Annotated in this window: 17 protein-coding genes and 1 other RNA gene; 12 read left to right on the top strand and 6 right to left on the bottom strand. The window is 60.5% G+C overall.

Annotated elements, in window-relative coordinates; translation table 11 throughout:
* The first annotated feature begins 7 nt into the window (after positions 1–7).
* Positions 8–2407 carry a sensor domain-containing diguanylate cyclase gene (locus LVW35_RS21305; RefSeq protein ID WP_233891920.1) on the top strand — a complete coding sequence of 800 codons (2400 nt, stop codon included), beginning with the start codon at positions 8–10 and terminating at the stop codon, positions 2405–2407.
* Between the two features lie 63 nt (positions 2408–2470).
* Here LVW35_RS21305 and dacB read toward each other — a convergent pair whose 3' ends face one another.
* The gene (gene dacB, locus LVW35_RS21300) at positions 2471–3931 is read right to left on the bottom strand and encodes a D-alanyl-D-alanine carboxypeptidase/D-alanyl-D-alanine endopeptidase (protein ID WP_233891919.1); all 1461 of its coding nucleotides are present in this window, start codon (positions 3929–3931) and stop codon (positions 2471–2473) included.
* A gap of 238 nt (positions 3932–4169) precedes the next feature.
* Between dacB and LVW35_RS21295 the strand changes: the two genes are divergently transcribed.
* Complete coding sequence (locus tag LVW35_RS21295) at positions 4170–4514, top strand: YggL family protein (protein WP_003193255.1); 345 nt, start codon at positions 4170–4172, stop codon at positions 4512–4514.
* Between the two features lie 37 nt (positions 4515–4551).
* Here the strand turns inward: LVW35_RS21295 and LVW35_RS21290 are convergent, their stop codons facing one another.
* Positions 4552–5742, bottom strand: coding sequence for a benzoate/H(+) symporter BenE family transporter (locus LVW35_RS21290; protein WP_233891918.1), 1191 nt, complete (start codon positions 5740–5742; stop codon positions 4552–4554).
* A gap of 214 nt (positions 5743–5956) precedes the next feature.
* On the opposite strand from LVW35_RS21290, the gene LVW35_RS21285 reads away from it, so the two are divergent.
* On the top strand, positions 5957–6721 hold the full coding sequence (locus LVW35_RS21285; protein ID WP_015885332.1) for a GntR family transcriptional regulator: 765 nt from the start codon (positions 5957–5959) through the stop codon (positions 6719–6721).
* A 140-nt stretch (positions 6722–6861) separates the two neighbouring features.
* Here LVW35_RS21285 and guaD read toward each other — a convergent pair whose 3' ends face one another.
* The 4 genes from guaD to xdhA are packed head-to-tail and all read right to left on the bottom strand — an operon-like array spanning position 6862 to position 12871.
* Positions 6862–8166, bottom strand: a complete 1305-nt coding sequence (gene guaD, locus LVW35_RS21280; RefSeq protein WP_233891917.1) for a guanine deaminase — start codon at positions 8164–8166, stop codon at positions 6862–6864.
* Between the two features lie 12 nt (positions 8167–8178).
* Positions 8179–9018, bottom strand: a complete 840-nt coding sequence (xdhC, locus tag LVW35_RS21275; protein WP_233891916.1) for a xanthine dehydrogenase accessory protein XdhC — start codon at positions 9016–9018, stop codon at positions 8179–8181.
* Between the two features lie 12 nt (positions 9019–9030).
* Positions 9031–11430 (bottom strand): xanthine dehydrogenase molybdopterin binding subunit, encoded by a 2400-nt coding sequence (gene xdhB, locus LVW35_RS21270; protein ID WP_233891915.1) that lies wholly within the window; start codon positions 11428–11430, stop codon positions 9031–9033.
* Positions 11423–12871 (bottom strand): xanthine dehydrogenase small subunit, encoded by a 1449-nt coding sequence (gene xdhA / locus LVW35_RS21265; protein WP_233891914.1) that lies wholly within the window; start codon positions 12869–12871, stop codon positions 11423–11425. The genes xdhB and xdhA overlap by 8 nt, the downstream gene beginning before the upstream one ends.
* Positions 12872–13151: 280 nt before the next feature.
* On the opposite strand from xdhA, the gene LVW35_RS21260 reads away from it, so the two are divergent.
* The 9 genes from LVW35_RS21260 (at position 13152) to LVW35_RS21220 (ending at position 26121) form a co-directional block, all read left to right on the top strand.
* Positions 13152–13811 (top strand): GntR family transcriptional regulator, encoded by a 660-nt coding sequence (locus LVW35_RS21260; RefSeq protein ID WP_233891913.1) that lies wholly within the window; start codon positions 13152–13154, stop codon positions 13809–13811.
* 2 nt (positions 13812–13813) lie between these two features.
* On the top strand, positions 13814–17302 hold the full coding sequence (gene smc / locus LVW35_RS21255) for a chromosome segregation protein SMC (RefSeq protein WP_233891912.1): 3489 nt from the start codon (positions 13814–13816) through the stop codon (positions 17300–17302).
* A 291-nt stretch (positions 17303–17593) separates the two neighbouring features.
* Positions 17594–18454: a cell division protein ZipA gene (gene zipA / locus LVW35_RS21250; protein ID WP_233891911.1), complete on the top strand. Its 861-nt coding sequence runs from the start codon at positions 17594–17596 to the stop codon at positions 18452–18454.
* Positions 18455–18542: 88 nt separating this feature from the next.
* Complete coding sequence (ligA, locus tag LVW35_RS21245) at positions 18543–20891, top strand: NAD-dependent DNA ligase LigA (protein WP_233891910.1); 2349 nt, start codon at positions 18543–18545, stop codon at positions 20889–20891.
* 128 nt (positions 20892–21019) lie between these two features.
* Positions 21020–22183: a zinc-binding metallopeptidase family protein gene (locus tag LVW35_RS21240; RefSeq protein ID WP_233891909.1), complete on the top strand. Its 1164-nt coding sequence runs from the start codon at positions 21020–21022 to the stop codon at positions 22181–22183.
* 116 nt (positions 22184–22299) lie between these two features.
* Positions 22300–22396, top strand: an RNA gene (ffs, locus tag LVW35_RS21235) — signal recognition particle sRNA small type.
* Between the two features lie 126 nt (positions 22397–22522).
* The gene (locus tag LVW35_RS21230) at positions 22523–22936 is read left to right on the top strand and encodes a hypothetical protein (protein ID WP_233891908.1); all 414 of its coding nucleotides are present in this window, start codon (positions 22523–22525) and stop codon (positions 22934–22936) included.
* Between the two features lie 20 nt (positions 22937–22956).
* Complete coding sequence (locus LVW35_RS21225; RefSeq protein WP_233891907.1) at positions 22957–24918, top strand: hypothetical protein; 1962 nt, start codon at positions 22957–22959, stop codon at positions 24916–24918.
* A gap of 156 nt (positions 24919–25074) precedes the next feature.
* Positions 25075–26121 carry an N-acetylmuramidase family protein gene (locus tag LVW35_RS21220; RefSeq protein WP_233891906.1) on the top strand — a complete coding sequence of 349 codons (1047 nt, stop codon included), beginning with the start codon at positions 25075–25077 and terminating at the stop codon, positions 26119–26121.

Raw genomic sequence — 26121 nt, 5'->3', positions numbered from 1 at the left:
GTTGCCTATGCCGTTGCAAGCCGTTCGCCCGAAAATCCTAGGTTTTATCAGTGAGCAGGCGTCGGCTTGGCTGGTGGCATTGGTGGTGTTATTGGCAGGGGTTGCCTTGACGGCGATTGTCGCCTGGGCGGCTTGCGACCTCTATCAGCAACAGGTGCGCCAGCGCTTTCAGTTGCTGGTCAATGAGCGCTATACCCGTTTGCAGGAGCGCTTCGAAGACCAGGAACAGCGCCTGAACAGCTTGCGACGCTTCTTCGTCAATTCCGATGATGTGTCCCGCGAAGAGTTCGACGGTTTCGCCCAACCCTTGTTGTTGCGCGCCCGCGCTTATTCGTGGGCGCCACGGGTGTCTCGCGAGCAGCGCAGCCAATTTGAGCAAAAGGTGTCCGACCTGCGCGGCACGCCTTTTGTGATCCGTGAGTTGAATTCGACCGGTGAGCTGGCCCCCGCGCCCGAGCGCGACGAATACGTGCCGGTGCTGTACAGCCAGACCCAAAGCCTGCTGGGCGCGCCCCTTGGCTTTGATCTCTTGGCCCAGCCGCTGCGCCGTTCGACCCTTGAGCGTGCGCAAAAGACCGGCAAGCTGGCGGTGTCCCAGCCCATGCAATTGGTGGGGGTGGAGCCGGCCTATGCCACCGGGGTGTTACTGGTCGCGCCGGTGAGTCACCTGCCCACCTCCGATCAGTCCCAGAACGAGCCTTACGGTTATGTGATGGCAGTGATCAGCATGCGCCAGCTCGTGTCCGACGGTCTGCCCAAGCCGGGCCGGGACAACCTGGTGATGCAGATCATCGACACTTCGGACTTGCAGGAGCGCGTGCTCTTCGAGTCCAGCAATGAAGTCGGCAGCAGCGCCCTTGTCGGCGTGCGTCGTCTCACACTGGGTGACCATGTGTACGCCTTGAAACTGCGCCCCAGCCAGGTATTCGACCAGGCCAGTCACTCCTCGCTGAACACGATCCTGATCATGGGCGGCCTGCTCAGCCTGCTACTCAGTGCCTTGCTCTACGTGCTGGTGAGCCAACGCCAGCGCGCAGTGAAGCTGGTGGAGCAGCGCACCGCCCAGTTGCGCCTGCGCGAACAGGAATTGCGCGGTGCCCATGGTCAGTTGCGCAGCGTGCTGAATGCCGCGACCCAGATGGCAATCATTGCCACCGACCTGCGCGGCGTCATCAATACCTTCAACGCCGGTGCCGAGCAGATGCTGGGCTTCAAGGCCGAGCATGTGGTGGGCACGCACACCTTGGAAAGCCTGCACCTGGCGTCGGAGCTTGAAGCGCGCGCGGCCAGCCTGAGTGTGACGTTGGGCAAGCGTATTCCCGCCAGCCAGGCGATGCTGGTGGAAAGCCCGGACAACCTGCACGAAGCCCGCGAGTGGACCTTGATCCGCGAGAACGGCAGCCCGTTGGCCGTGAACATGCTCGCCACGGTGTTGCTGGACGACCACGGTTTGTGGATCGGCCACCTGGCGATCTACCTGGATGTCACCGAACAAAAGCATGCCTACGAGGCCTTGGCCGCCCGCGACCGCCTGCTCAAGAAGCTCAGCGCCCATGTGCCCGGCGGGATCTTCCAATTCACCCTGGAACCCCAGGGCAACTGGAAATTCATCTACGCCAGCGACGGCATGCGCGACATCTATGAAATCGAACCCAAAGTGTTGCAGCAGGATGCGAAGCAGGTCTTCGAGCGCATCCACCCGTTGGATGCGGAGCGGGTGCGTGCTTCGATCCGCCTCTCAGCATTGCAGTTGAGCCATTGGCGCGAGGAGTACCGCGTGCTGTTGCCGCAACGGGGCCTGCGTTGGATTCGTGGTGAGGCGACTCCGGAAGAGTTACCCGCAGGCGGTACGCTGTGGCATGGGTACGTGTCGGATATTTCCGATCTCAAGCGGGTGGAAGAAGAACTGCGTGCGCTCTCCATCACCGACGCCCTGACCGGCATCCACAACCGTCGCTATTTCCAGGATCGTCTCAAGGCCGAGATGGTGAGGCTCAACCGCACCTCGGGAAACTTGTCGGTGATCATGCTGGATATCGATCACTTCAAACGCATCAACGACCAGCACGGGCACGCCGTCGGCGACGGGGTGCTGCAGGAACTGTGCAAACGCATCAGTCAGCGTCTGCGCCGCACCGATGTGTTCTGTCGCCTGGGTGGCGAGGAATTCATGGTGCTGTGTCCGCACACCGATAGCGAACGGGCCTACAGCCTGGCAATGGAATTGTGGGCGTCGCTGCGCAGTGTGCCGATGGAACCGGTCGGTATCGTCACCGCCAGCTTTGGCGTGGCCAGTTGGCGGGTGGATGAGGGTATCGATGGGCTGCTGCTGCGCGCCGACTCGGCCGTGTACGTGGCCAAGCAGGCGGGCAGGGACCGGGTGGAGGTTGAGCGCTTGCGTGCTTGAGACCACCGCAGGCCCAATGTGGGAGCGAGCAAGGCCGCTCCCACAGGAGCACTGCGTTGCCTCTTAAAGGACTGGCGCGGCCGCCACCACCTTCGGCTGGCGGTATAAATCCAGCAACACTTGATCCAGCACCGACGAAGCACCCCATGGCTTCGGATCGTTTAGGATCGCCACCACGGCCCAGGTATTGCCGTTGTTGTCGCGGCTGAACCCGGCGATGGCCCGCACGGTGTTCAGGGTGCCGGTCTTGACGTGGGCTTCGCCGCGCATGGCGGTGGTCTTCAGGCGTTTGCGCATGGTGCCGTCGGTGCCGGCAATCGGCATCGAGCTGATGTACTCCGCCGCGTAAGGGCTTTTCCACGCCGCTTGCAGCATGGCCGCCATTTCACGGGCGCTGACCCGTTCGGCACGGGACAGGCCGGAACCGTTCTCCATCACCAGGTGCGGCGCGGTGATGCCCTTCTTCGCCAGCCACTGGCGCACCACGCGTTGTGCAGCCTTGGCATCGTCGCCGTCGGCGTCGTTGCGGAACTGCGCACCCAGGCTCAAAAACAGCTGCTGGGCCATGGTGTTGTTGCTGTATTTATTGATGTCGCGGATGATTTCCGCCAGGTCCGGCGAAAACGCCCGGGCCAGCACCTTGGCATCCTTGGGCACTGGCGCCTGGATGTCGCGGCCCTGGATGGTGCCGCCCAATTCCTTCCAGATCGCACGCACGGCGCCGGCGGTGTAAGTGGCGTGGTCGAGCAACGACAGGTAAGTCTGCGAGCTGCAGCCATCGGCCAATTGGCCGCTGACCGTAACGGTCACGCTGCCATCAGCGGCGGTCACCGGGTTGTAGCGCACATCACCGGTGCACTGTTTGGCATTGGAAACCTTGACCTGATTGTCGATGCGGATGCTGGCAATTGGCGGCTCGACCGACACCAGCACACGGCCGGAATCATTGCGGGTCACAAAACGCAGGGCCTTGAGGTTGACCAGCAGCGCGTCCGGCTTGACCAGGAACGGTTTGTTCTCGTCGTTGCCATCGTCATTGAATTCCGGCAACAGCGGCTGGTTGAAGAAGCTGCGGTCCAGTACCAGGTCACCGGTGACTTGCTGGACACCGTTGGCGCGCAGGTCGCGCATCAGCAGCCAGAGTTTTTCCATATTCAGCTTGGGGTCGCCGCCGCCCTTGAGGTACAGGTTGCCGTGCAATACACCACCGCTGAGGGTGCCGTCGGTGTAGAACTCGGTTTTCCACTGGTGGTTGGGGCCGAGCATTTCCAGGGCTGCGTAAGTGGTGACCAGCTTCATGGTCGAGGCCGGGTTCACGGAGACGTCGGCATTGAAGACAGTCGGCGTGCCTGGCCCGTTCAGGGGGATCATCACCAGGGACAGCGCAGTGTTTTGCAGCTTGGCTTTTGAAAGTGCCTGTTGAACATTTGGCGGCAGAGTGTTGTTGACGGGAGCAGCGGAGACGGAAAAGGCCAGTGGCAGAATCAGGCCGGCAAAAAACACTGAACGCAAAGATTTGATCATAAGAAGTAAAACCCTACTGCTGAGGAGGGTGAAAAAGGCGAGGGGTAAACAAGAAAAATCCCTCAATGGTCATGAAAGTGTCGGCATTATGCCCCAAGGCGGAGCCACTTGTAGCTGAACCATAGCGGGTATTCGGCGTTTTTTTTACAGGCAAAGTGCCGCCTGTCCCAGAGAGTCGGGCAATCGCTGCCTTAAACTGCTAAAGTGCCGCCCGTTATTACTTATGAGGATTGTTCCAATGGCGACTAACCGTTCCCAGCGTCTGCGCAAAAAACTGTGCGTTGATGAATTTCAAGAGCTGGGTTTCGAACTGAACCTGGACTTCAACGAAGGCCTGAGTGAAGAAGCTATCGACGCTTTCCTCGAAGCGTTCATCAAAGAAGCCATGGAAGCCAACGGTCTGGGCTATGTCGGCGGCGATGACTACGGTCTGGTTTGCCTGCAGAAGCGCGGCTCGGTCTCCGAAGAGCAGCGTGCTGCTGTTGAAGCCTGGCTGAAAACCCGTTCCGAGCTGACCAAGGCTGAAGTCAGCCCGCTGCTGGACGTGTGGTATCCGGAAAAGCCGATCAACGCGGCTAAGTGATACTGAAAAAAACGGCGACCTGAGGGTCGCCGTTTTTTTATGCCTTGCGCCAGTTCAGAATCAGCAGCGTCAACACCCCGGCCACAATACCCCAGAACGCCGACCCGATGGAAAACAGCGTCAAGCCGGACGCCGTGACCATAAAGGTGATCAGCGCCGCTTCTCGCTCCTTCGGCTCATTCATGGCGACGCTCAAGCCATTGATGATCGAGCCAAACAGTGCCAACGCCGCAATCGACAGCACCAATTCCTTGGGCAAGGCTGCGAACAATGCCGCCAACGTCGCGCCAAACACTCCGGCAATTCCGTAGAACACCCCGCACCACACAGCAGCGGTGTAGCGTTTGTTGCGGTCTTCATGGGCATGGGGCCCGGTGCAGATGGCCGCGCTGATTGCCGCCAGGTTGATGCCATGGGAGCCGAAGGGTGACAGCACCAGGGAGGCCAGGCCGGTGGTGGTGATCAGTGGAGAGGCGGGCACGGTGTAGCCGTCGGCCCGTAGCACCGCGACCCCCGGCATGTTCTGCGAGGTCATCGCCACCACGAACAACGGAATGCCGATGCTGATGGTCGCGGCCAGCGAGAAGTGCGGCGTGGTCCACACCGGAGTCGCTACCTCCAGCTGAAAACCACTGAAGTCCAGCAGCCCCATCAGCCCCGACAATGCCGTGCCGATCACCAATGCAGCCAATACCGCATAACGCGGTGACAGGCGCTTGATGACCAGATAAGTGAAGAACATCCCCAACACCAGTCCGGTACGGTGCTGCGCGGCGACGAAAATCTCGCTGCCGATCTTGAACAGAATCCCCGCCAGCAAAGCAGCCGCCAGTGACGCCGGGATACGCTTGACCAGTTTTTCGAAACTGCCGGTCAGCCCGCAGATCGTCACCAGCACCGCACAGGTGATATAGGCGCCGATGGCCTCGCCATAACTCACACCACCGAGGCTGGTGATCAGCAGCGCCGCGCCGGGCGTTGACCAGGCAATGGTGATCGGTGTGCGATAGCGCAGGGACAGGCCGATGCTGCACACCGCCATACCAATGGAAATCGCCCAGATCCATGAAGAAATCTGCGCCGTGGTCAAACCGGCGGCTTGCCCGGCCTGGAACATCAGGACCAGGGAGCTGGTGTAGCCGGTCATCATGGCGATGAAACCGGCGACAATCGCCGAGGGAGAAGTGTCGGCCAGTGGGCGTAGAGGCGCTTGGGCGGCGTCGGTCATGGACAGGTGTTCCTTTTACCAGAGTAGTTGCGGATTCCAGCCTAAACTCAAACGTAACGACTCATTGCAATACAGCCGACGCCGCAAACAGCCGTACAGTGTGTTGGCGCAGCCGGTTGTGTACAATGTGCCCTGATTTTAGGTGATACTTGCCAGCGACCCGCTGTTGCCGTATTACCGTTAATTCGCCGCCGTTCTCCAAACCCGAGTGCCCATGAACGAACAGTTGCAACCTCTCAAGAAACAACCGCGAGCCGGCAAGGCCGGTCGCAGCGGAACCCAGGACGATATCGTCTACGCGCATATCTTCGAGGCGATCCTTGAACAACGCCTGGCACCCGGCACCAAATTGAGTGAAGAGGCACTGGGCGAAATCTTCGGCGTGAGCCGCACCATCATTCGCCGCGCCCTGTCGCGCCTGGCCCATGAAGGCGTGGTACTGCTGCGACCCAATCGCGGCGCGGTAGTGGCCAGCCCGAGTGTCGAGGAAGCGCGCCAGGTGTTTCTCGCGCGGCGTCTGGTGGAGCGGGCGATCACTGAATTGGCCGTGCAACATGCTACGGCCGAACAACTGGCCGAGCTGCGCCAGATGGTCAACGACGAGCGCGACAGCTTTTCCCGTGGCGATCGCGGCGCCGGTATCCGCCTCTCCGGCGAATTCCACCTCAAGCTGGCCGAAGCGGCGAAGAACGCGCCGCTGATCAGCTTCCAACGCAGCCTGGTGTCCCAGACGTCATTGATCATCGCCCAGTACGAAAGCGGCAACCGCTCGCACTGTTCCTACGACGAGCACACCCAGCTGATCGATGCGATCGAGGCACGGGACGCGGCGTTGGCGGTGAATTTGATGATGCATCACATGGATCATATCGACAGCAAGCTCAACCTCGATGAGGAGAGCGCGTCGGATGACTTGCACGCGGTGTTCTCGCATTTGTTGCAGACCAAGAAGCCGGGGCGTTCCTCAATAAAGCTGTAGTTTCCCTGATTCACCGGGGACAAAAATGTGGGAGCGGGCTTGCTCGCGAACGCGGTGGATCAGTCAATACATCTGTTGACTGACACTGCGCATTCGCGAGCAAGCCCGCTCCCACATTTGGTTTTGTTGTGTGGCTGAAATTAGCGCTGGTGCACCAGCTGCCCGGCCGCATACGTCTGCAACACCGTCCGATCATCCCCCAGCGTCATCAGCACAAACAACGTCTCGGCAATGTTCTTCGCCTGCTTCAAGCGATAGCTCAGCAGCGGCGTAGCGTTGTAGTCCAGTACCAGGAAGTCTGCATCGGTCCCCGGTTGCAGCGTGCCAATCTTGTCTTCCAAGCGCAGCGCACGTGCACCGCCCAAGGTTGCCAGGTACAGCGACTTGAACGGGCTCAAGCGCGCACCCTGCAACTGCATGACCTTGTAGGCTTCGTTCAGGGTCTGCAGCAGCGAGAAACTGGTGCCGCCACCGACGTCGGTGCCCAGGCCCACATTCAGTTTGTGCTTCTCGGCCATCGGCAGGTTGAACAAGCCGCTGCCGAGGAAGAAGTTCGAGGTCGGGCAGAACGCGACCGCCGAACCGGTCTGCGCCAGCCGTGCGCACTCGTCATCACACAGGTGCACGCCATGGGCAAACACCGAGCGCTCGCCCAACAGTTTGTAGTGGTCGTACACATCCAGATAGCCTTTGCGCTCCGGAAACAGTTCCTTCACCCACTCGACTTCCTGCTTGTTCTCGCTGATGTGGGTCTGCATGTACAAGTCCGGGTATTCCCCCAGCAGTTGCCCGGCCAGCGCCAGTTGCTCCCGTGTGCTGGTCGGTGCAAAACGAGGGGTGACCGCGTAATGCAGGCGGCCCTTGCCGTGCCAGCGCTCGATCAGCGCCTTGCTTTCCTGATAGCCGGATTCCGCGGTGTCGGTCAGGTAGTCCGGTGCGTTGCGGTCCATCATCACCTTGCCGGCGATCATGCGCAGGTCGAGTTTCTCGGCGGCTTCAAAGAACGCGTTAACCGACTGCGGATGCACACTGCCAAACACCAGCGCGGTGGTGGTGCCGTTGCGCAGCAGTTCCTTGATGAAGATATCCGCGACTTCCTCGGCGTGGGCTTTGTCGGCGAATTGGCTTTCGCACGGGAAGGTGTAGGTGTTGAGCCAGTCGAGCAACTGCTCACCGTAGGCGCCGACCATGCCGGTTTGTGGCAGGTGGATGTGGGTGTCGATCAGGCCTGGTGTAATCAGTGCGTCCTGGTAATGGGTGATTTCGATGTCGGCAGGCAGGGTGGGCAGCAAATCGCTGGCATGGCCCACGGCACTGATCTGGCCGTTTTCGATCACCAGCAGGCCGTCCTCGAAATACTCGTAGGAGGCTTCGATCCCCACTTCAGCAGGGTCGGCGATGCTGTGCAGGAGGGCGGCACGGTAGGCTTTGCGAGTCAAAGGCATGGTCGTCTCAATTCAAATGGCTTGGCTGCGACGCGAAGCCGGCAGCAGTTTGGCAATGGGTTCGGCGCTGGCGGTGTGCTGGCCAAAATTGGCGTTGTAGGTGGCGATGATTTCGCCGGCGATGGAAATGGCGATTTCCACCGGCAACTTGCCCTTCACCTCGGTGAGGCCCATGGGGCAGCGCATGCGTTGCAGTTGCGCAGCGTCGAAGCCGCGATCACGCAGGCGGTGTTCGAACTTGACGCGTTTGGTCTTCGAGCCGATCAGGCCGAAGTAGGCGAAGTCGTTGCGTTTGAGCAGGGCGGCGGTCAGTTCCAGGTCCAGCGCATGATTGTGGGTCATGACAATGCAGTAACTGCCCACTGGCAGGTCGGCAATTTCGTCGACCGGCTCTTCGCTGACGATTTTACGCACGCCTTGGGGGATATGTTCCGGAAACTCCTGGTCTCTCGAATCAATCCAGCGCACCCGACACGGCAGGCTGGCCAGCAACGGCACCAAGGCACGCCCCACGTGGCCGGCGCCAAACACAGCGATCTGCGCCTGCACCTGGCCCATGGGCTCGAACAGCAGCACGGTCACACCGCCGCAGCACTGGCCCAGGCTTGCGCCGAGGCTGAAGCGCTCCAGATGGGTGTTCTGCTGACCGCGCACGAGCATGTCGCGGGCGATCTGCATCGCTTTGTATTCCAGGTGCCCGCCGCCGATGGTGTCGAAGGTCTGCGCGGCGCTGATCACCATCTTTGAGCCGGCATTGCGCGGCGTGGAGCCGAGCTCTTCGATGATGGTCACCAGCACGCAGGGTTCACCCCTGCTTTGCAGGTCGGCGAGGGCGCTGATCCAATTATTCATAGTCACCTCGGCTCAGAGTGAGGCCAGCTCGGTTTCGGTTTCAACCGCCTTGGCCGCATTTAACTGGCGCATCTGCTCACACCCCCACAACACCCGCTCCGGCGTTGCCGGCGCATCGATCTTGGGTTGATGGCGATAGTCCCCCAGGCTCGCCACCGCATCCTTGATCGCACACCACGATGCAATCCCGAGCATGAACGGCGGTTCGCCCACGGCCTTGGAATGGAACACCGTGTCTTCGGGGTTCTTGCGGTTTTCCACCAGCTTCACCCGCAGGTCCAACGGCATATCCGCCACGGCCGGGATCTTGTAGCTGGCCGGGCCGTTGGTCATCAGCTTGCCTTTGTTGTTCCACACCAGCTCTTCCATGGTCAGCCAGCCCATGCCCTGGATGAAACCGCCTTCCACCTGGCCGATGTCGATGGCCGGGTTCAATGAGGCGCCGACGTCGTGGAGGATGTCGGTGCGCAGCATCTTGTACTCGCCGGTCAGGGTGTCGACGATCACTTCGCAGCAGGCCGCGCCGAACGCGAAGTAGTAGAACGGCCGACCGCGCGACTGACTGCGGTCGTAGAAGATTTTCGGGGTCTTGTAGAAGCCGGTGCTCGACAGCGAAACCTGGGCAAAATACGCCTGCTGGATCAACGCCTCGAAGGTCAGGATCTGGTCGCGAACGCGCACATGGCCGTTGTGGAATTCCACGTCCGCTTCGCTCACGTCGTACTTGCGTGCGGCGAATTCCACCAGGCGTTGCTTGATGGTTTCAGCGGCGTTCTGTGCTGCTTTGCCGTTCAAATCCGCACCACTGGAAGCAGCGGTCGGCGAGGTGTTGGGCACCTTGTCGGTGTTGGTGGCGGTGATCTGTACGCGGTCGATTTCCACCTGGAACACTTCGGCCACCACCTGCGCGACCTTGGTGTTCAAACCCTGGCCCATCTCGGTCCCACCGTGGTTCAGGTGGATGCTGCCGTCGGTATAGATGTGGATCAAGGCACCTGCCTGGTTGAGGAAGCTGGCGGTGAACGAAATGCCGAATTTCACCGGGGTCAGCGCCAGGCCTTTTTTCAGGATCGGGCTGTGGGCGTTGTACAGGCGGATCGCTTCGCGGCGCTCAGCGTATTGGCTGCTGGCCTCAAGTTCGGCGGTCATCTCTTCGAGCATGTTGTGCTCGACGGTCTGGTAGTAGTGGGTGACGTTGCGCTCGGTCTTGCCGTAGTAGTTGATCTTGCGCACGGCCAGCGGGTCGAGGGCCAGATGGCGGGCGATGGCGTCCATCACTTCCTCGATGGCAACCATACCTTGCGGGCCACCGAAGCCGCGATAGGCGGTGTTGGACGCGGTGTTGGTCTTGCAGCGATGGCCGTTGACCGTGGCGTCGCCCAGGTAATACGAGTTGTCGGAGTGGAACATCGCGCGGTCGACAATCGAGTTCGACAGGTCCGGCGAGCAGCCGCAGTTGCCCGCCAATTCCAGGTTGATCCCGTGCAGGCGGCCGCTGTCGTCAAAGCCCACGTCGTATTCGATATAGAAGGGGTGCCGCTTGCCGGTCATCAGCATGTCTTCGACGCGCGGCAGGCGCATCTTGGTCGGCTGGCCGGTGAGGCGTGCGACCACCGCGCATAGGCACGCGGGGCTGGCCGCCTGGGTTTCCTTGCCACCGAAACCGCCGCCCATGCGACGCATGTCGACGACGATTTTGTTCATCGACACGTCCAGCACTTCGGCCACCAGCTTCTGCACTTCGGTGGGGTTCTGCGTAGAGCAATAGACGATCATGCCGCCGTCTTCGGTGGGCATTACCGAGGAAATCTGGGTTTCCAGGTAGAAGTGTTCCTGGCCGCCGATGTGCAGGGTGCCCTGGATACGGTTTTTTGCGGTGGCCAGTGCGGCTGCCGAATCACCGCGCTGATGGGTGTGGCTGTCGAGCACGAAATGCTTCTTGCGAAAGGCCTCGACCACGTCCAGTACGGGTTCCAGGTCTTCGTATTCGATCACTGCGGCCATCGCAGCTTTGCGCGCGGTTTCCAGGTCGCGGGCGGCGACCGCCAGCACGACCTGACCGACGAACTGCACGGTGTCGATCGCCAGCAATGGATCGCCCGGCATCAATGGGCCGATGTCTTTCAGGCCCGGCACGTCTTCATGGGTGATGACAATGCGCACGCCTTCGAAGGCGTAGCAGGGCGCGGTGTCGATGCTGATGATGCGGGCATGGGCGCGGTCGGACATGCGCGCATACAGGTGCAACTGATTAGGGAATTCCAGGCGATCATCGATGTACTGCGCTTCACCGGACACGTGCTTGGCGGCGCTGTCATGCTTGACGCTGCGGCCGACCCCGGAGGTGAGGTCCTGGGCGAACAGCTCGGCGAGTTCGGCCTGGGTTTTAACGACGGCGTGATGGTTAGACATAAGCGGTCACCCGAGTCTCGATGTGCGGCGTTTGCAGTTCGATGAAGTATTTGCGCAGCAGGTTCTGGGCGCTGAGCAGGCGGTATTCCTTGCTGGCGCGGAAGTCCGACAGCGGGGTGAAATCTTCGGCGAGGGCGGCGCAGGCTTTTTCCACGGTGGCGGAGTTCCAGGTGGCGCCGACCAACGCGGCTTCGCAGCTCTTGGCGCGTTTTGGCGTGGCGGCCATGCCGCCGAACGCGACGCGCGCCTCGCCGATCACACCGTTGTCGATCTTCAAGTTGAACGCGGCGCAGACGGCGGAAATATCATCGTCCAGGCGTTTGGACACCTTGTAGGCACGGAACAAGGTGTGGCCCTTCGGCACGATGATCTTCTCGATGAACTCGCTGTCCTGGCGCGCGGTGACGCGGTAGTCGATGAAGTAATCTTCCAGGGCCAAGGTGCGGCGCGCTTCGCCCTTGCACAAGACGATCTGCGCGCCCAAGGCAATCAGCAGCGGCGGCGAATCCCCAATCGGCGAGGCATTGCCGATGTTGCCGCCCAGCGTGCCCTGGTTACGGATCTGCAGAGAGGCGAAGCGGTGCAGCAGTTCGCCGAAGTCCGGGTAGGCGTGATGCAGCGCGGTGTAGCAGTCGGAGAGGGCGGTGGCGGCGCCGATTTCCAGGCGGTCGTCGAAGTCGTCGATGCGCTTCATTTCTTCAATGTTGCCCACGTAGATCATCACCGGCAGCGTGCGGTGGAACTGGGTGACTTCCAGCGCCAGGTCGGTGCCACCCGCCAGCAGGCGGGCTTGCGGGTAGGCATCATAGAGGTCGGCCAGGTCGGCGACGGTCAGCGGCACCAGGCAGCGCTTGTCGCCGCTGTTGAGTTCACCGGTCTGCGTCGGCGCGATGGCTTTGAGACGGGCGATGGTCTCGGCCTGGCGGCTGTCGAACTGGTCCTGGGGCTTGTTGCAGCAGGCCTGTTCGGCGGCGGCAAGAATCGGGCGATAACCGGTGCAGCGGCACAGGTTGCCGGCCAGGGCTTCGTGGGCTTTCTGGCTGTCGGGGGCGTCGCTGTTCTTTTGCAGGGCGAACAACGACATCACGAAACCGGGTGTGCAAAAGCCGCATTGCGAGCCGTGGCATTCGACCATGGCTTGCTGGACGCTGTGCAGTTGGCCCTGGTGCTTGAGGTCTTCGACGCTGATCAGTTGCTTGCCGTGTAACGACGACACAAAGGTCAGGCACGAATTGAGGCTGCGATAACGAATCTGCTCAGTGCCTTGATCATCCGTATGCAACTCACCGACCACCACGGTGCACGCACCGCAATCGCCGCTGGCGCAGCCTTCCTTGGTACCGGATTTGCCCAAATGTTCACGCAGATAGTTGAGCACAGTCAGGTTGGGGTCCAGGGCGTGCTCGCTACGGAGTTCCTGGTTAAGTAAAAACTGGATCACGGAAGGCCTCGCAGACTCATTATTGTTGTTAACCGCTTTGCGCCGAATCTAGTCATGTCTGACTTTTCGGTCAACGATTTTCTGACCAGAAGGTCAAGAAAATGCAATCGCAACACTTTCAATTATGGTCCAGTCTTCTGGAACCGGCGTTTTTGGGGGCTTATGGGTGTTCATCGTTGCTTATTCCGTGCCAAATTCTGAAAGGTGGGCGTAGCGCCATCAGCCAGCCAATGCGCTACACTGCCGCGCTTGTACCGATAGCAGATTTTGAAGGGAAAACATGACGTTCAAGGCGCCGGACAGTCTCGCCGAGCAAATCGCTCACCACCTCGCCGAACGCATCATTCGCGGCGATCTCAAGCCTGGGGAGCGGATCCAGGAGCAAAAGGTCACGCTGGCGCTCAATGTCAGCCGTGGTTCCGTGCGCGAAGCCTTGCTGATCCTCGAACGCCGCCATCTGATCGCGATCCTGCCGCGCCGAGGCGCCCACGTCACCGAACTCACCGCGCACAAGGTGCAGAGCCTGTGCACCTTGATGGGCGAGCTGTACATCCTGCTCGGCAACGCGGTGGCCCAGGGCTGGCAGACCCAGGCCGACATGGCGCCGTTCGTGCAGATCCAGCAGCGCCTGGTCACCCATTTCGAGCGCCAGGAGATCCGCGGCTTTGTCGAGGAAAGCTTCAATGTGATGCGCGCCGCCTATCTCTTCGCCAACAACCCGTACCTGCAGGAAACCGTCGAGAACCTGCAACCGGCGATGAACCGCGCCTATTACTTGGCGCTGGATCAACGCAAGGCGTCCATGAGCGAATACCTGGCGCTGTTCGAGCAACTGCTCGCCGCCGTACTGGCCCGTGACCTGCCGCAGATCCGTCAAGTGCTGTCGGCCTACGGCGAGCGCAGTTGCTCGTTGGTCATCGCTGCGTTGGCGGACGCCTAAACGTGCGGCTCAAGTGCATCAAACTGGCGGGGTTCAAATCCTTCGTCGACCCGACCACGGTGAACTTCCCCAGTAACATGGCGGCGGTGGTCGGGCCCAATGGTTGCGGCAAGTCGAACATCATCGACGCCGTCCGCTGGGTGATGGGCGAGAGCTCGGCGAAAAACCTGCGTGGCGAGTCGATGACCGACGTCATCTTCAACGGCTCCACCAGCCGTAAGCCGGTGAGTCAGGCCAGCATCGAACTGGTGTTCGATAACTCCGATGGCACCTTGATCGGCGAGTACGCGGCCTACGCGGAAATCTCGATTCGCCGCAAAGTGACCCGCGACAGCCAGAACAGTTACTTCCTCAACGGCACCAAGTGTCGTCGCCGGGACATTACCGATATTTTTCTCGGCACCGGCCTGGGCCCGCGCAGCTACTCGATCATCGAGCAGGGCATGATCTCCAAGCTGATCGAAGCCAAGCCCGAAGACCTGCGCAACTTCATCGAGGAAGCGGCTGGCATCTCCAAGTACAAGGAGCGCCGCCGCGAGACCGAAAACCGCATCCGCCGCACCCACGAAAACCTCGCCCGCCTGACTGACCTGCGCGAAGAGCTGGAACGCCAGTTGGAGCGTCTGCACCGCCAGGCCCAGGCCGCCGAGAAGTATCAGGAATACAAGGGTGAAGAACGCCAGCTCAAGGCACAACTCTCGGCCCTGCGTTGGCAGGCGCTGAACGATCAGGTCGGCCAGCGCGAAGCGATCATCGGCACCCAGGAGATCAGCTTTGAAGCCTTGGTAGCCGAGCAGCGCAATGCCGACGCCAGCATCGAACGCCTGCGCGACGGTCACCATGACCTGTCCGAGCGCTTCAATCTGGTGCAGGGTCGCTTCTATTCGGTGGGCGGCGATATTGCCCGCGTCGAACAGAGCATTCAGCACGGCCAGCAACGCCTGCGCCAGTTGCAGGATGATTTGAAGGAAGCCGAACGCGCGCGACTGGAGACCGAATCGCACCTGGGCCACGATCGCACCTTGCTGCTGACCCTCGGCGAAGAGCTGGACATGCTCACCCCTGAGCAGGAAATCACCAACGCCGCCGCGGAAGAAGCCGCCGCCGCGCTGGAAGAAGCCGAAACCACCATGCATGGCTGGCAGGAGCAGTGGGACACCTTCAACCTGCAATCCGCCGAGCCACGCCGCCAGGCCGAGGTGCAGCAGTCGCGCATCCAACAGTTGGAAACCAGCATGGAGCGTTTGGCCGAGCGCCAGCGCCGGATGCAGGAAGAGCGCGCATTGCTGTCCGCCGACCCGGAAGACGCGGCGATCATGGAATTGAGCGAGCAACTGGCCGAAAGCGAAATGACGCTGGAAGAGCTGGAAGCCAGCGAAGAACAACAAGTGGAGCGCCTGGAGCAATTGCGTCAGCAACTGCAACAGGCGACCCAGGCACAACAACAAGCGCAGGGTGATTTGCAGCGGCTCAATGGTCGCCTGGCATCCCTTGAGGCTTTGCAACAAGCCGCGCTGGATCCGGGGACTGGCACCGCCGAATGGTTGCGCGATCAGCATCTGGCCGAGCGCCCGCGCCTGGCCGAAGGCTTGAAAGTGGAAGCGGGCTGGGAGCTGGCGGTGGAAACCGTACTCGGCGCCGACCTGCAAGCCGTATTGGTCGACGACTTCGGTGGCTTCGACCTGGCCGGTTTTGCCCAGGGCGACTTGCGTTTGCTCAGCCCTTCGGCGGATGGCACGCGGGTGCCGGGCAGTCTGCTGGATAAGGTTGAGGCGGCGATTGATCTGTCGCCATGGCTGGGCCAGGTCAAACCGGTCGAATCGCTTGAGCAGGCCCTGGTCCAACGCGGCCAACTGGCGGCCGGCGAAAGCCTGATCAGCCGCGACGGTTACTGGGTCGGCCGCCACTTCCTGCGTGTACGCCGCGCCAGTGAAGCCGAAAGCGGCGTTTTGGCCCGTGGCCAGGAAATCGTCAATTTGATCGCCGAGCGCGAAGAGCGCGAAGCCACCCTTGAAAGTCTGGAAACCGAACTGCAAACCCTGCGTGCCACTCAGCGCCAGCAAGAGGCCGGCCGCGAACACCTGCGCCGCCTGTTGCAGGACGAAGCGCGCCAGCAAGGCGAACTCAAAGCTCAACTCTCCGCGAGCAAAGCCAAGGTCGAACAACTGACCCTACGCCGCACTCGCCTCGACGAAGAAGTCGCCGAGATGGGTGAGCAACGGGCCCTCGAACACGAACAAATCGGCGAAGCTCGTCTGCAATTGCAGGAAGCCCTCGACAGCATGGCGCTGGACACCGAGCAGCGCGAACTGTTGCTGGCCCAGCGCGACAGCCTGCGCGAACGTCTCGACCGCGTGCGCCAGGAAGCCCGTCAGCACAAGGATCACGCCCACCAGTTAGCGGTGCGCCTGGGTTCGCTCAAGGCCCAGCACGCCTCCACCGCCCAGGCCCTTGAGCGCCTGGAGATGCAGTCTGAACGCCTCACCGAAAAGCGCGAGCAACTGAGCCTTAACCTGGAAGAGGGTGAAGCGCCGCTGGAAGAACTGCGCCTCAAGCTGGAAGAATTGCTCGACAAGCGCATGACCGTCGATGAAGAACTCAAGACTGCGCAAATCGCCCTGGAAGACGCTGACCGCGAACTGCGCGACGCCGAAAAACGCCGGACCCAGGCCGAGCAACAATCTCAGCTGATCCGCGGCCAGCTCGAACAACAGCGCATGGAATGGCAAGCCCTGACCGTGCGCCGCAAAACCCTGCAGGACCAGTTGCTGGAAGACGGCTACGACCTGCACGGCGTGCTCAATACCCTGACCGCCCAGACCAACGAGAAAGAAGCCGAAGAAGAGCTTGAGCGGATTGCTGCGCGTATTCAGCGTTTGGGTGCGATCAACTTGGCGGCCATCGACGAATATCAGCAACAGTCCGAGCGTAAACGTTATCTGGATGCTCAGGACGCCGACTTGGTCGAAGCACTGGACACCCTGGAAAACGTGATTCGCAAGATCGACAAGGAAACCCGTAACCGCTTCAAGGATACCTTTGATCAGATTAATGGCGGTTTACAGGCCTTATTCCCAAAAGTTTTCGGCGGTGGCAGCGCTTACCTGGAACTGACGGGCGAAGATCTACTCGATACAGGGGTGACGATCATGGCGCGGCCTCCGGGCAAGAAGAACAGCACCATCCATTTGTTGTCCGGTGGCGAGAAAGCCCTGACGGCATTGGCCCTGGTATTTGCCATCTTCAAGTTGAATCCGGCGCCGTTCTGCATGCTCGACGAAGTGGACGCCCCGTTGGATGACGCTAACGTTGGACGCTACGCACGATTGGTGAAAGAGATGTCCCAGACCGTGCAGTTCATCTATATCACTCACAACAAGATCGCCATGGAAATGGCGGATCAATTGATGGGTGTGACGATGCACGAGCCAGGTTGTTCGCGTTTGGTCGCGGTGGACGTGGAAGAAGCGATGAAGATGGTGGACGCCTAGTGGCGGAGCTTTTAGCTAAGAGCCGCAAGCTGCAAGTGAGTTGGCTTGAGCTTGATGCTTGTCACTTGTAGCTTGTAGCTCACAGTTGGCGCCAGGGTACGAAAATGCTATTTGGGAGCGAAGATGCCAATCCAATACATCTTTCGCCAACTGTGCTAATTTAATGTCAAATTTTCGTATGCGTGGGCAAAACGTCAGTCAGAACATAGAGTTGGCGCCACGTTTTAAAGCGGTTTGCACGTTGCTAAACCCCTTATTTTTCAGCATTTTTTATTAGAGGCACGGGATTACATGGAAATCGGTCTGCGCGAGTGGCTGATCGTCATCGGCATAATTGTCATTGCCGGTATTCTTTTTGATGGCTGGCGCCGCATGCGCGGTGGCAAGGGCAAGCTCAAATTCCGTCTGGACCGCAACCTGTCCAACTTGCCCGACGACGACGGCGCCGAGCTGCTGGGGCCGCCCCGTGTGCTGGATACCCATAAAGAACCGCAACTGGACGAGCACGACTTGCCATCGATGAGCGCACCGGTGCGCGAAGCCCGCGAGCCATCGTCCAAGCGTGGCAAGCGCACTGCGCCGGTGGTTGCAGAGCCGCGCCAGGCTGATCTGGACCTGGACGTCGATGACGGCCCGAGCTTCAGCAGTCGTGACGATGATTTCCCGGACGAGAACGCTGGCAAGAATGCGCCGCGCCAATCTGTGAACGACCAGCCCGCCGCCGAAGAAGTCCTGGTGATCAGCGTGATCTGCCGCGACGCAGCCGGGTTTAAGGGCCCGGCTTTGTTGCAGAATATTCTGGAAAGCGGCTTGCGCTTCGGCGAGATGGATATCTTCCACCGCCACGAAAGCATGGCCGGCAACGGCGAGGTGCTGTTCTCCATGGCCAACGCGGTCAAACCGGGCACTTTCGATCTGGACGATATCGACCTGTTCAGCACCCCGGCGGTGAGCTTCTTTCTCGGCCTGCCAGGCCCGCGTCACCCGAAACAAGCGTTCGACGTGATGGTGGCCGCAGCTCGCAAGCTGTCCCAGGAACTGAACGGCGAACTCAAGGACGACCAGCGCAGCGTCCTGACTGCCCAGACCATCGAGCACTACCGTCAGCGCATCGTCGAGTTCGAGCGTCGCGCCCTGACACAAAAACGCTGAGGATTGCTCCTCGGCGTTGTCGGATAGAATAAGCGCACTAACATATTGAGCAGCTTCGGCTGCTCTTTTGCTTTCTGAGAGAACACCCATGACCGCCGCCCACACCCGCATCCTCGAACTGCGCGCTGAACTGGATCAGCACAACTACCGTTATCACGTCCTCGACGAGCCGAGCATTCCGGACGCCGAGTACGACCGGCTGTTCCATGAGCTCAAGGCCCTGGAAGCCGAGCACCCGGACCTGGTTACGCGTGATTCACCGACGCAGCGGGTGGGCAGTGCGGCGTTGTCGGCGTTTACTCAGGTGCGCCATGAGATCCCGATGCTCAGCCTGGGCAACGCGTTTGATGAAACCACCATGCTTGAGTTTGATCGTCGGGTGACGGAAGGCCTTGATCTGCCTGCGGATGACCTGTTCGGGGGTGTCGAGTACAGCTGCGAGCCGAAGCTGGATGGCCTGGCGGTCAGCCTGCTGTATCAAGACGGCGAGCTGGTACGTGGCGCCACTCGTGGCGACGGCACCACCGGCGAAGACATCAGTGTCAACGTGCGCACCGTGCGCAATATCCCGTTGAAACTGCACGGCAGCGGCTGGCCGGCGACCCTGGAAGTGCGCGGCGAAGTCTTCATGTCGAAGGCCGGTTTCGAGCGTTTGAACGCCTCGCAGTTGGAAGTCGGTGGCAAGACTTTCGCTAATCCGCGCAACGCGGCTGCCGGCAGCTTGCGCCAGCTGGATTCGAAGATCACCGCCGGCCGGCCACTGGAATTCTGCTGCTACGGCGTGACCACCGATGTCAGTGACACCCATATCGGTAATCTGAAACAGTTGCAGAAATGGGGCATGCCCATCAGCCATGAGTTGAAACTGGCCAAGGGCATCCAGGATTGCCTGGACTACTACCGTGATATCGGCGAGCGGCGCAACAGCCTGCCGTATGAGATCGACGGTGTGGTGTTCAAGGTCAACAGCATCGCTTCCCAGCGTGAACTGGGCTTCCGCGCCCGTGAACCGCGCTGGGCTATCGCGCATAAATTCCCCGCCCTGGAAGAGCTGACTGAACTGCTCGACGTGGAATTCCAGGTCGGCCGTACCGGCGCGGTGACCCCGGTGGCGCGCCTCAAACCGGTCAAGGTTGCGGGTGTCACCGTATCCAACGCCACCTTGCACAACATGGATGAAGTGGCGCGCCTGGGCGTGATGATCGGCGATACCGTGATCATCCGCCGCGCCGGGGATGTGATCCCGCAGGTGGTCTCGGTGGTGCTTGAGCGCCGCCCGGAAAACGCCCGCGCGGTGCCGATCCCCGAAAGCTGCCCAGTGTGCGGCTCCCACGTTGAGCGCACGCAACTGGTCAAGCGCAGCAAGGGCAAGGAAACCGTCAGCGACGGCGCGGTGTACCGTTGCGTCGGCCGTCTGGCCTGTGGTGCGCAGCTCAAGCAGGCGATCATCCATTTTGTCTCGCGCCGCGCCATGGACATCGACGGCCTGGGCGACAGGACCATCGAGCAACTGGTGGATGAAAAGCTCATCGGCTCCCCGGCCGACCTCTACAAACTCAAGTATGAGCAGATTATCGACCTGGAAGGCTTTGCCGACATTTCCAGCAAGAAGCTGATCACCGCCATCGAAAACAGCAAGACGCCGACTCTGGCGCGCTTTATCTACGCCTTGGGCATTCCCGACGTAGGCGAAGAGACCGCCAAGGTGCTGGCGCGCTCCCTGGCCTCTCTGGAGCGCGTGCAGAAGGCGTTGCCCGAAGTGTTGACGTACTTGCCGGATGTGGGCCTGGAAGTAGCGCATGAGATCCACAGTTTCTTTGAAGACAGCCACAACCAGGACGTGATCGGTGCGCTGCTGTCGCCGCAAGAATGCGGCCTGCAATTGCAGGATCAGGGTGACCTGAGTGCCGAATTCGCGGCCAGCACCACCCTGGGAGGGTTGCTCGACAAGCTGCACGTACCGAGTGTCGGCCCGGGCGCTGCGCAGAAACTCGCGGACAAGTTCGTCACCCTGGAAGGCGTGATCAAGGCCGACTGGCTGGATATGCGCCAGGCCCTGCCCGAGAAGCAGGCAAAGGCCGTGCGCGAGTTCTTCGACAATGCCGACAACGCCAGCCGCGCCCTGGCCATCGAGCAACAGCTCAAGGACTTCGGCATGCATTGGGAGAGCGAGAAGAAGGTCGTCGAAGGCTTGCCCGAAGCCGGGCACACCTGGGTACTTACCGGTTCCCTGGAGCTGATGAGCCGCGATGTGGCCAAGGAAAAACTCGAAAGCCTCGGCGCCAAGGTGGCGGGTTCCGTGTCGGCGAAAACCCACTGCGTGGTGGCGGGGCCGGGCGCCGGTTCCAAGCTGGCCAAGGCCAGTGAGTTGGGCTTGAAAGTGCTGGATGAAGAAGCCTTTGTCGCATTCCTCGCCAAGCACAACATCACCGTCTGATCTGGACTGTGTGGTGAGCGGGCTTGTCCCGCGCTGGGCTGCGAAGCAGCCCCCCGGGGATCATTAGGAAAGTGGAACGATCCTGAAGGAAAAATGATCTAGTCTCGGTCACCCAGGGAGAGATCGCCATGTTCCGCTACTTCGAGCAACTCAGTTCGCGCATCGCCGCACCGTTCGTAGCCGGCACATCCCGCGACAGCAAGGTGTGGCGGTGCCGTTGCGGCCAATCGCTGTTTTTTCGCAATAGCCAATGCCTGGCTTGCCAGGCGCTGCTGGGCTACCAACCGCAACAAAGTCGACTGGACTCCCTGCAACCCGGCCCCGTCGAAGGCACCTGGCGGTTAGACGGCAACCTAGACGCCGGCGCTTTCCGCCGCTGCGCCAACCTCGACACGCCGGCCGCCTGCAACTGGCTGATCCCGGCCCACAGCACCGCGCCGCTGTGCGTGGCGTGCAGCCTGAACCGCACCATTCCTGACCTGTCGATCGTGGAAAACCATGAGCGCTGGCGCAAAGTTGAAACCGCCAAGCGCCGTTTGGTCGCGCAATTGATCAGTCTCGGCCTGCAAGTGGTGCCCAAGACTGTCGATGAGGACAACGGCCTGGCCTTCGACTTTGTCGGTATCGACCTGGAAGGCAATGCGCCCATGACCGGCCACGCGAACGGCCTGATCACCCTCGACATCAAGGAAGCCGACGACGCCCACCGCGAAAAAGTCCGCGTACAAATGCGCGAACCCTACCGTACCCTGCTCGGCCACTTTCGGCATGAGGTCGGCCATTACTACTGGGACCGGCTGATCGCCAATACCCACTGGCTTGAACCGTTTCGCCACCTGTTCGGCGACGAACGCGCCAGTTACGCCGATGCCCTCGACCAGCATTATCAGAACGGCCCACGGCCGGACTGGCAGCAAACCTGTGTCAGCGCCTACGCCACCATGCACCCCTGGGAAGACTGGGCCGAAACCTGGGCTCACTACCTGCACATGATGGATGCCGTCGACACCGCCCTCGGCTTTGGCATGAGCGCCCGCGAAATGGACCTGGATTACCAGCCATTCCCGCTCACCACCCTCTATGACCCCGAACACCCCGGCGGCGCGGCATTCCTGTCGTTCGTCAACGCCTGGATCGAACTGGCCGGCATGCTCAATGAACTGTCACGCAGCATGGGCCAGCCGGATTTCTATCCCTTCGTGCTGCCACCGCCGGTGATTGCCAAACTGCACTTTATTCACCTGGTGATTCAGGAGGAGGGCGGCCGGGCCGATGAAGCAGTGATTTTGTAGGGACACAAGTGCTTGAGCTCCTTCATATTTTTAATCCGGCCCCAACGGTTGTAACTTCCGATGAGATCGGTACAATGGCCCCGCTTGCCGAGAGGCAGGCGTCGTTATGGTGACCCCATCGGTCCCCCCGCAACGATTACCCGTGAACCTGGTCAGAGCCGGAAGGCAGCAGCCACAGCGGGAACATTGTGTGCCGGGGTGTGGCTGGTGGGGTTGCCTCCATAACGCTCTTCCTTGCAATACTTCCTCAAATTCAATTCAAAAAATGCTTTCACGCCATCTGCCATCGTGCAGTCCATGGCGGCATACTCCAGTGCCTGGCATCCGGAGACAACACACGTGGAAAAAGTCGACGACCTCACGCGCGAAAAACTGCGGGAGTGGCAGATGCGGCGCCTGGAGATCAAGGACCGCATTCAATCGCACCCTGAACAGACCCTGGAATTGTCGCGGGTGCTGGATCTTATGGACGACGAGCACGCGGAAATTCTTAGCCAGGCGGAAATAATCCGCTCTGCGGACGTGGCCAATGAGCCCACGCCACCGCTACTCACTGGCGCCTACACGCTGCAGTTGAATGTAGCCGCACAGAGTGCCGAGGACCTGCGCCGGTTGCTGGATATGGCGGTCTTCGAACTCCAGCAGCAGGTCAATGCGATGGCCGCTACGGCTGAGGCAGGTCCTCATTGCGGCGGTATGTCGGGCTCCCTGGGGGAGTATCGGTTTGAACTGGGCGGGCAGGGCAATGCCTGATCTCCTGGCGGCGAGGCACTATGCAACCCGAACACTTTGATTTATCCAGCCCTGTCTTCCTGCCCGTTACGGAGGAAACCTGCACGGGCCTGCTCGGCGCGGACGGTGCCAAGATTCTGCCGGGGCTGACTGACCCGGAGCTGGCCGCCGTGCTGGTTATCCAGAACCTGGCCCAGGCGGCGGAAAAGGACCTGACCTGCGCTGGCGCGGAGCGCATCCTGGCCAAGCTGCTCGACTGGGCGGTCGATACCCAGGCACAGGGCGGCCCGACGTTGCTGTCCGAAGCCCAACGGCTGTTCGATCCGCGCAAGCTGTACTTTGGCTTCAACGCCCTTAAAACGGTCAATCTGCGCCTGCTCTCGGCTGAAGAGGTTGCATCGCGTGATTACCTGCTGCCTACCGGCAAATGGGATATCGGTTACAAGGTCCGTCACCTGCGCAGCAACAATCCGTTCAGCCAGCAAATGGTCACGCCCCGGCACCGCGAGCGCTGGCTCAGCCCGGCCCAGGACAAGCTGGTGCGGACCTTCCGCGCCAACCTCAACGAAGACCTGCATGTGCAAGGCTACGCCGGCATTGGCAAGAGCCATCTGCTGGGCGCGTTGATGGAATGCCTGCGTCCCGCCCAGACCTTGATACTGGCGCGCACTGGGCCAAAACTCGCGACCCTGCGTGAACGCATGGGACTGCCCAAGGACAGCAAGACCGGCTCGACCTTTGCCGCCTTCGCAAAAGCATTGTTACAGGGGCAGCGGCCCGCCGCACAGGCCACCCCGGCCCGGTTGCCCGGCAAATACGAAGTGTCGCAGACCCTGAATATCCATGGCTGGCGCGGTCACGATGGCGCGGCGACGCTCGATATCTGCCTGAAGGTGCTCGACAGTTATTGCCATTCCAACCATCACAGTTTGTCGGCACGGCATCTGCCGCATTTCAAGCAATCCTTGTCCAGCGTGGATGCCCAGGCGTTGCTGGAGTATTCCAGCCGATTGTGGACGTATTTGGGAGCCAATCCGCAATGGGCCGGTCAGACGGCCTTCGCCGCGCTGTTACTGATCAAGCGTGCGAGCCTTGATGGGTGCGTGGTGCCGCCCCGGTACACCCATGTCCTGATCGACGAAAGCCAGGACATTCCTCCGTCGTTGTTGCAGATCATCGAACGCGGCCGCCAGGTGCTGATCACCCTTGGCGATGAGTACCAGTTGGCCAGCGGTGTGATGGTCAGGCGCAAGCGCGAAGTCCGGCACACCGACATCAATTACTCGGTGCGCTCGGGCCGCAACGTGGAGCGCCTGGTCAACCCGCTGATCAGCGTGCACTCGCAGAAGGGCAAGACGCCCTTCGAAGGCGCGCGGGACGCCGACGTCGGTATCGAGTATTACCCTCAGGGTTTCGTGCCGCCCGAAGGCTGCGTGGTGTTGACCGCATCCCATTGGGACACCATGAAATGGGCCATCCAGTTGCAACAGGCCAACTGCCCGTTTGGCTTCTTCGACAGTGCAACGCAGCAGGATCTGCAGCGCTTCATGATCAGCGTCATCGCGCTGTTCAAGCCAGACTTCTACAGCAACGAGCACGACGATAACGGCCCGCACGCGCACTTCAGTGACATGGACGACTGGCAACAGGTGCGCGATGCCAGCCAGTACGACGAGTCGTTCCTGTGGGTCGAGAGCGAGCTGGAAAAGGGTTTCAACGTCGCTGATATCACACGTTTGAACCGCTTGAGCGGCGTCCCCGGCAAGCGCTGCCTGCTGATGCTGGCGGAAGAGGCGGGCGGGATGGAGTTCGACCGGGTGTTACTGACGCCGGAGCTGCTGACCAACGTGAAATTCAAGGACGCCTACGCGTTCGATCAGCGGCTGTGCGCGGTGTACATCGCCATTTCCCGGGCGCGCGTGCAGCTTTACCTGCCTTACGATGTGGTTGAGTGGATTGATTTCCACACGTATCAAAAAACCCGTGAATTCCACGGTTACTGATTTATTTAATTCGGCTGTTTCACAACTTTCATCGGTCGCTCTGGACAACCCAAAACCACCTTGTTAGTTTTCGCCAGCCACTTGTTTCAGAGTATGACAAGGGGTGCGAATGATATTGAAGTGCTATCACTTCTTTAACTAACAAGGATGTCTGTGATGAAAAGCCTGCAAGGGTTGCCCCGTCTTATCAGTGCTTCGGTCGGTGCGCCCGGTAAAGCCCGCAATTTGCCCGCCGATGTGCAGTGCATCCAGTACTTGTTCAATCTGATCATTCCCAAACTGGGCTTCCCACTGGCCGAAAACGGCAAGTGCGACGGCCAGTTGGTGCAATGCATCAGCCAGTACCAATTCCGTCATCTCAAGTATGCGCACCCCGATGGTGTGATCGACCCGACCGGTAAAACCTTCAACAGCCTGATCGAAGAAGCGGTGAAGGTGCCGGTGAAGGCCTTCCCGAGCATGCGTATTCCGAGCTTTCTGAATGCATTCGGTAACAACCAGGGTGACGCGGTGCAAGCCACCGTCAACGTGTACCTGGACCGCATGCGGGCGATGATCGAGGCTGAGCGGCGCAATCGCCAATTGATGCTTCAGGCCACGTGCGACGGCGGCATGACGCTCACCGATACAGATTTCCAGGAGGCCGCCAAGCAGTTGGGCAACGGCATTTCGGTGAATGTCATCAGGGCCTTCGCCACGGTGGAGTCCGGTGGTCGCTCGGGTTTCGGCCCGGCCAAGTTGCCGATCATTGCCTTTGAAGGGCACCAATTTCGCAAGTACACCAAGCATATCTACGACCAGGCGCATCCGCTGCTTTCGTATATCTATGTGAGAAAGGCCGGGCCGCAGTGGCAGGTCAATAACAAGGATCAGGTCAAGGCCTGGGAAACCATGGCCACTGCATTCGCCCTGGACCAGGAAGCGGCGTTGATGTCGGCGTCGTGGGGCATGTTTCAGACCATGGGGTTCAACTATGCCTCATGCGGTTACAAGACGGTGTTTGAGTTTGCCGCGGCATTAAAAGTGAATGTCGGTAACCAATTGAAGGCGTTTCTCGCGTTTTGCGCTAACAGCCCGGCGTTGATGACGGCCATGAAAACCAAGGATTTCACTTCGATGGCCCGTAACTATAACGGCAAGGACTACGGCAACTATGACGTCCTTATGCAAAAAGCCTACGAGAAACTTGAAGGGAAAAAATAA

The sequence above is a fragment of the Pseudomonas sp. HN11 genome, from assembly GCF_021390155.1.
Classification (GTDB): domain Bacteria; phylum Pseudomonadota; class Gammaproteobacteria; order Pseudomonadales; family Pseudomonadaceae; genus Aquipseudomonas.
This window is presented reverse-complemented; position numbering and strand designations above follow the sequence as displayed.

What these genes read in the sequence shown, in the direction of transcription:
- LVW35_RS21305 (WP_233891920.1), top strand. Translation starts at nt 8, where the DNA reads ATGCCGTTGCAAGCCGTTCGCCCGAAAATCCTAGGTTTTATCAGTGAG.
- dacB (WP_233891919.1), bottom strand. Translation starts at nt 3,931, where the DNA reads ATGATCAAATCTTTGCGTTCAGTGTTTTTTGCCGGCCTGATTCTGCCA.
- LVW35_RS21295 (WP_003193255.1), top strand. Translation starts at nt 4,170, where the DNA reads ATGGCGACTAACCGTTCCCAGCGTCTGCGCAAAAAACTGTGCGTTGAT.
- LVW35_RS21290 (WP_233891918.1), bottom strand. Translation starts at nt 5,742, where the DNA reads ATGACCGACGCCGCCCAAGCGCCTCTACGCCCACTGGCCGACACTTCT.
- LVW35_RS21285 (WP_015885332.1), top strand. Translation starts at nt 5,957, where the DNA reads ATGAACGAACAGTTGCAACCTCTCAAGAAACAACCGCGAGCCGGCAAG.
- guaD (WP_233891917.1), bottom strand. Translation starts at nt 8,166, where the DNA reads ATGCCTTTGACTCGCAAAGCCTACCGTGCCGCCCTCCTGCACAGCATC.
- xdhC (WP_233891916.1), bottom strand. Translation starts at nt 9,018, where the DNA reads ATGAATAATTGGATCAGCGCCCTCGCCGACCTGCAAAGCAGGGGTGAA.
- xdhB (WP_233891915.1), bottom strand. Translation starts at nt 11,430, where the DNA reads ATGTCTAACCATCACGCCGTCGTTAAAACCCAGGCCGAACTCGCCGAG.
- LVW35_RS21260 (WP_233891913.1), top strand. Translation starts at nt 13,152, where the DNA reads ATGACGTTCAAGGCGCCGGACAGTCTCGCCGAGCAAATCGCTCACCAC.
- zipA (WP_233891911.1), top strand. Translation starts at nt 17,594, where the DNA reads ATGGAAATCGGTCTGCGCGAGTGGCTGATCGTCATCGGCATAATTGTC.
- ligA (WP_233891910.1), top strand. Translation starts at nt 18,543, where the DNA reads ATGACCGCCGCCCACACCCGCATCCTCGAACTGCGCGCTGAACTGGAT.
- LVW35_RS21240 (WP_233891909.1), top strand. Translation starts at nt 21,020, where the DNA reads ATGTTCCGCTACTTCGAGCAACTCAGTTCGCGCATCGCCGCACCGTTC.
- LVW35_RS21225 (WP_233891907.1), top strand. Translation starts at nt 22,957, where the DNA reads ATGCAACCCGAACACTTTGATTTATCCAGCCCTGTCTTCCTGCCCGTT.
- LVW35_RS21220 (WP_233891906.1), top strand. Translation starts at nt 25,075, where the DNA reads ATGAAAAGCCTGCAAGGGTTGCCCCGTCTTATCAGTGCTTCGGTCGGT.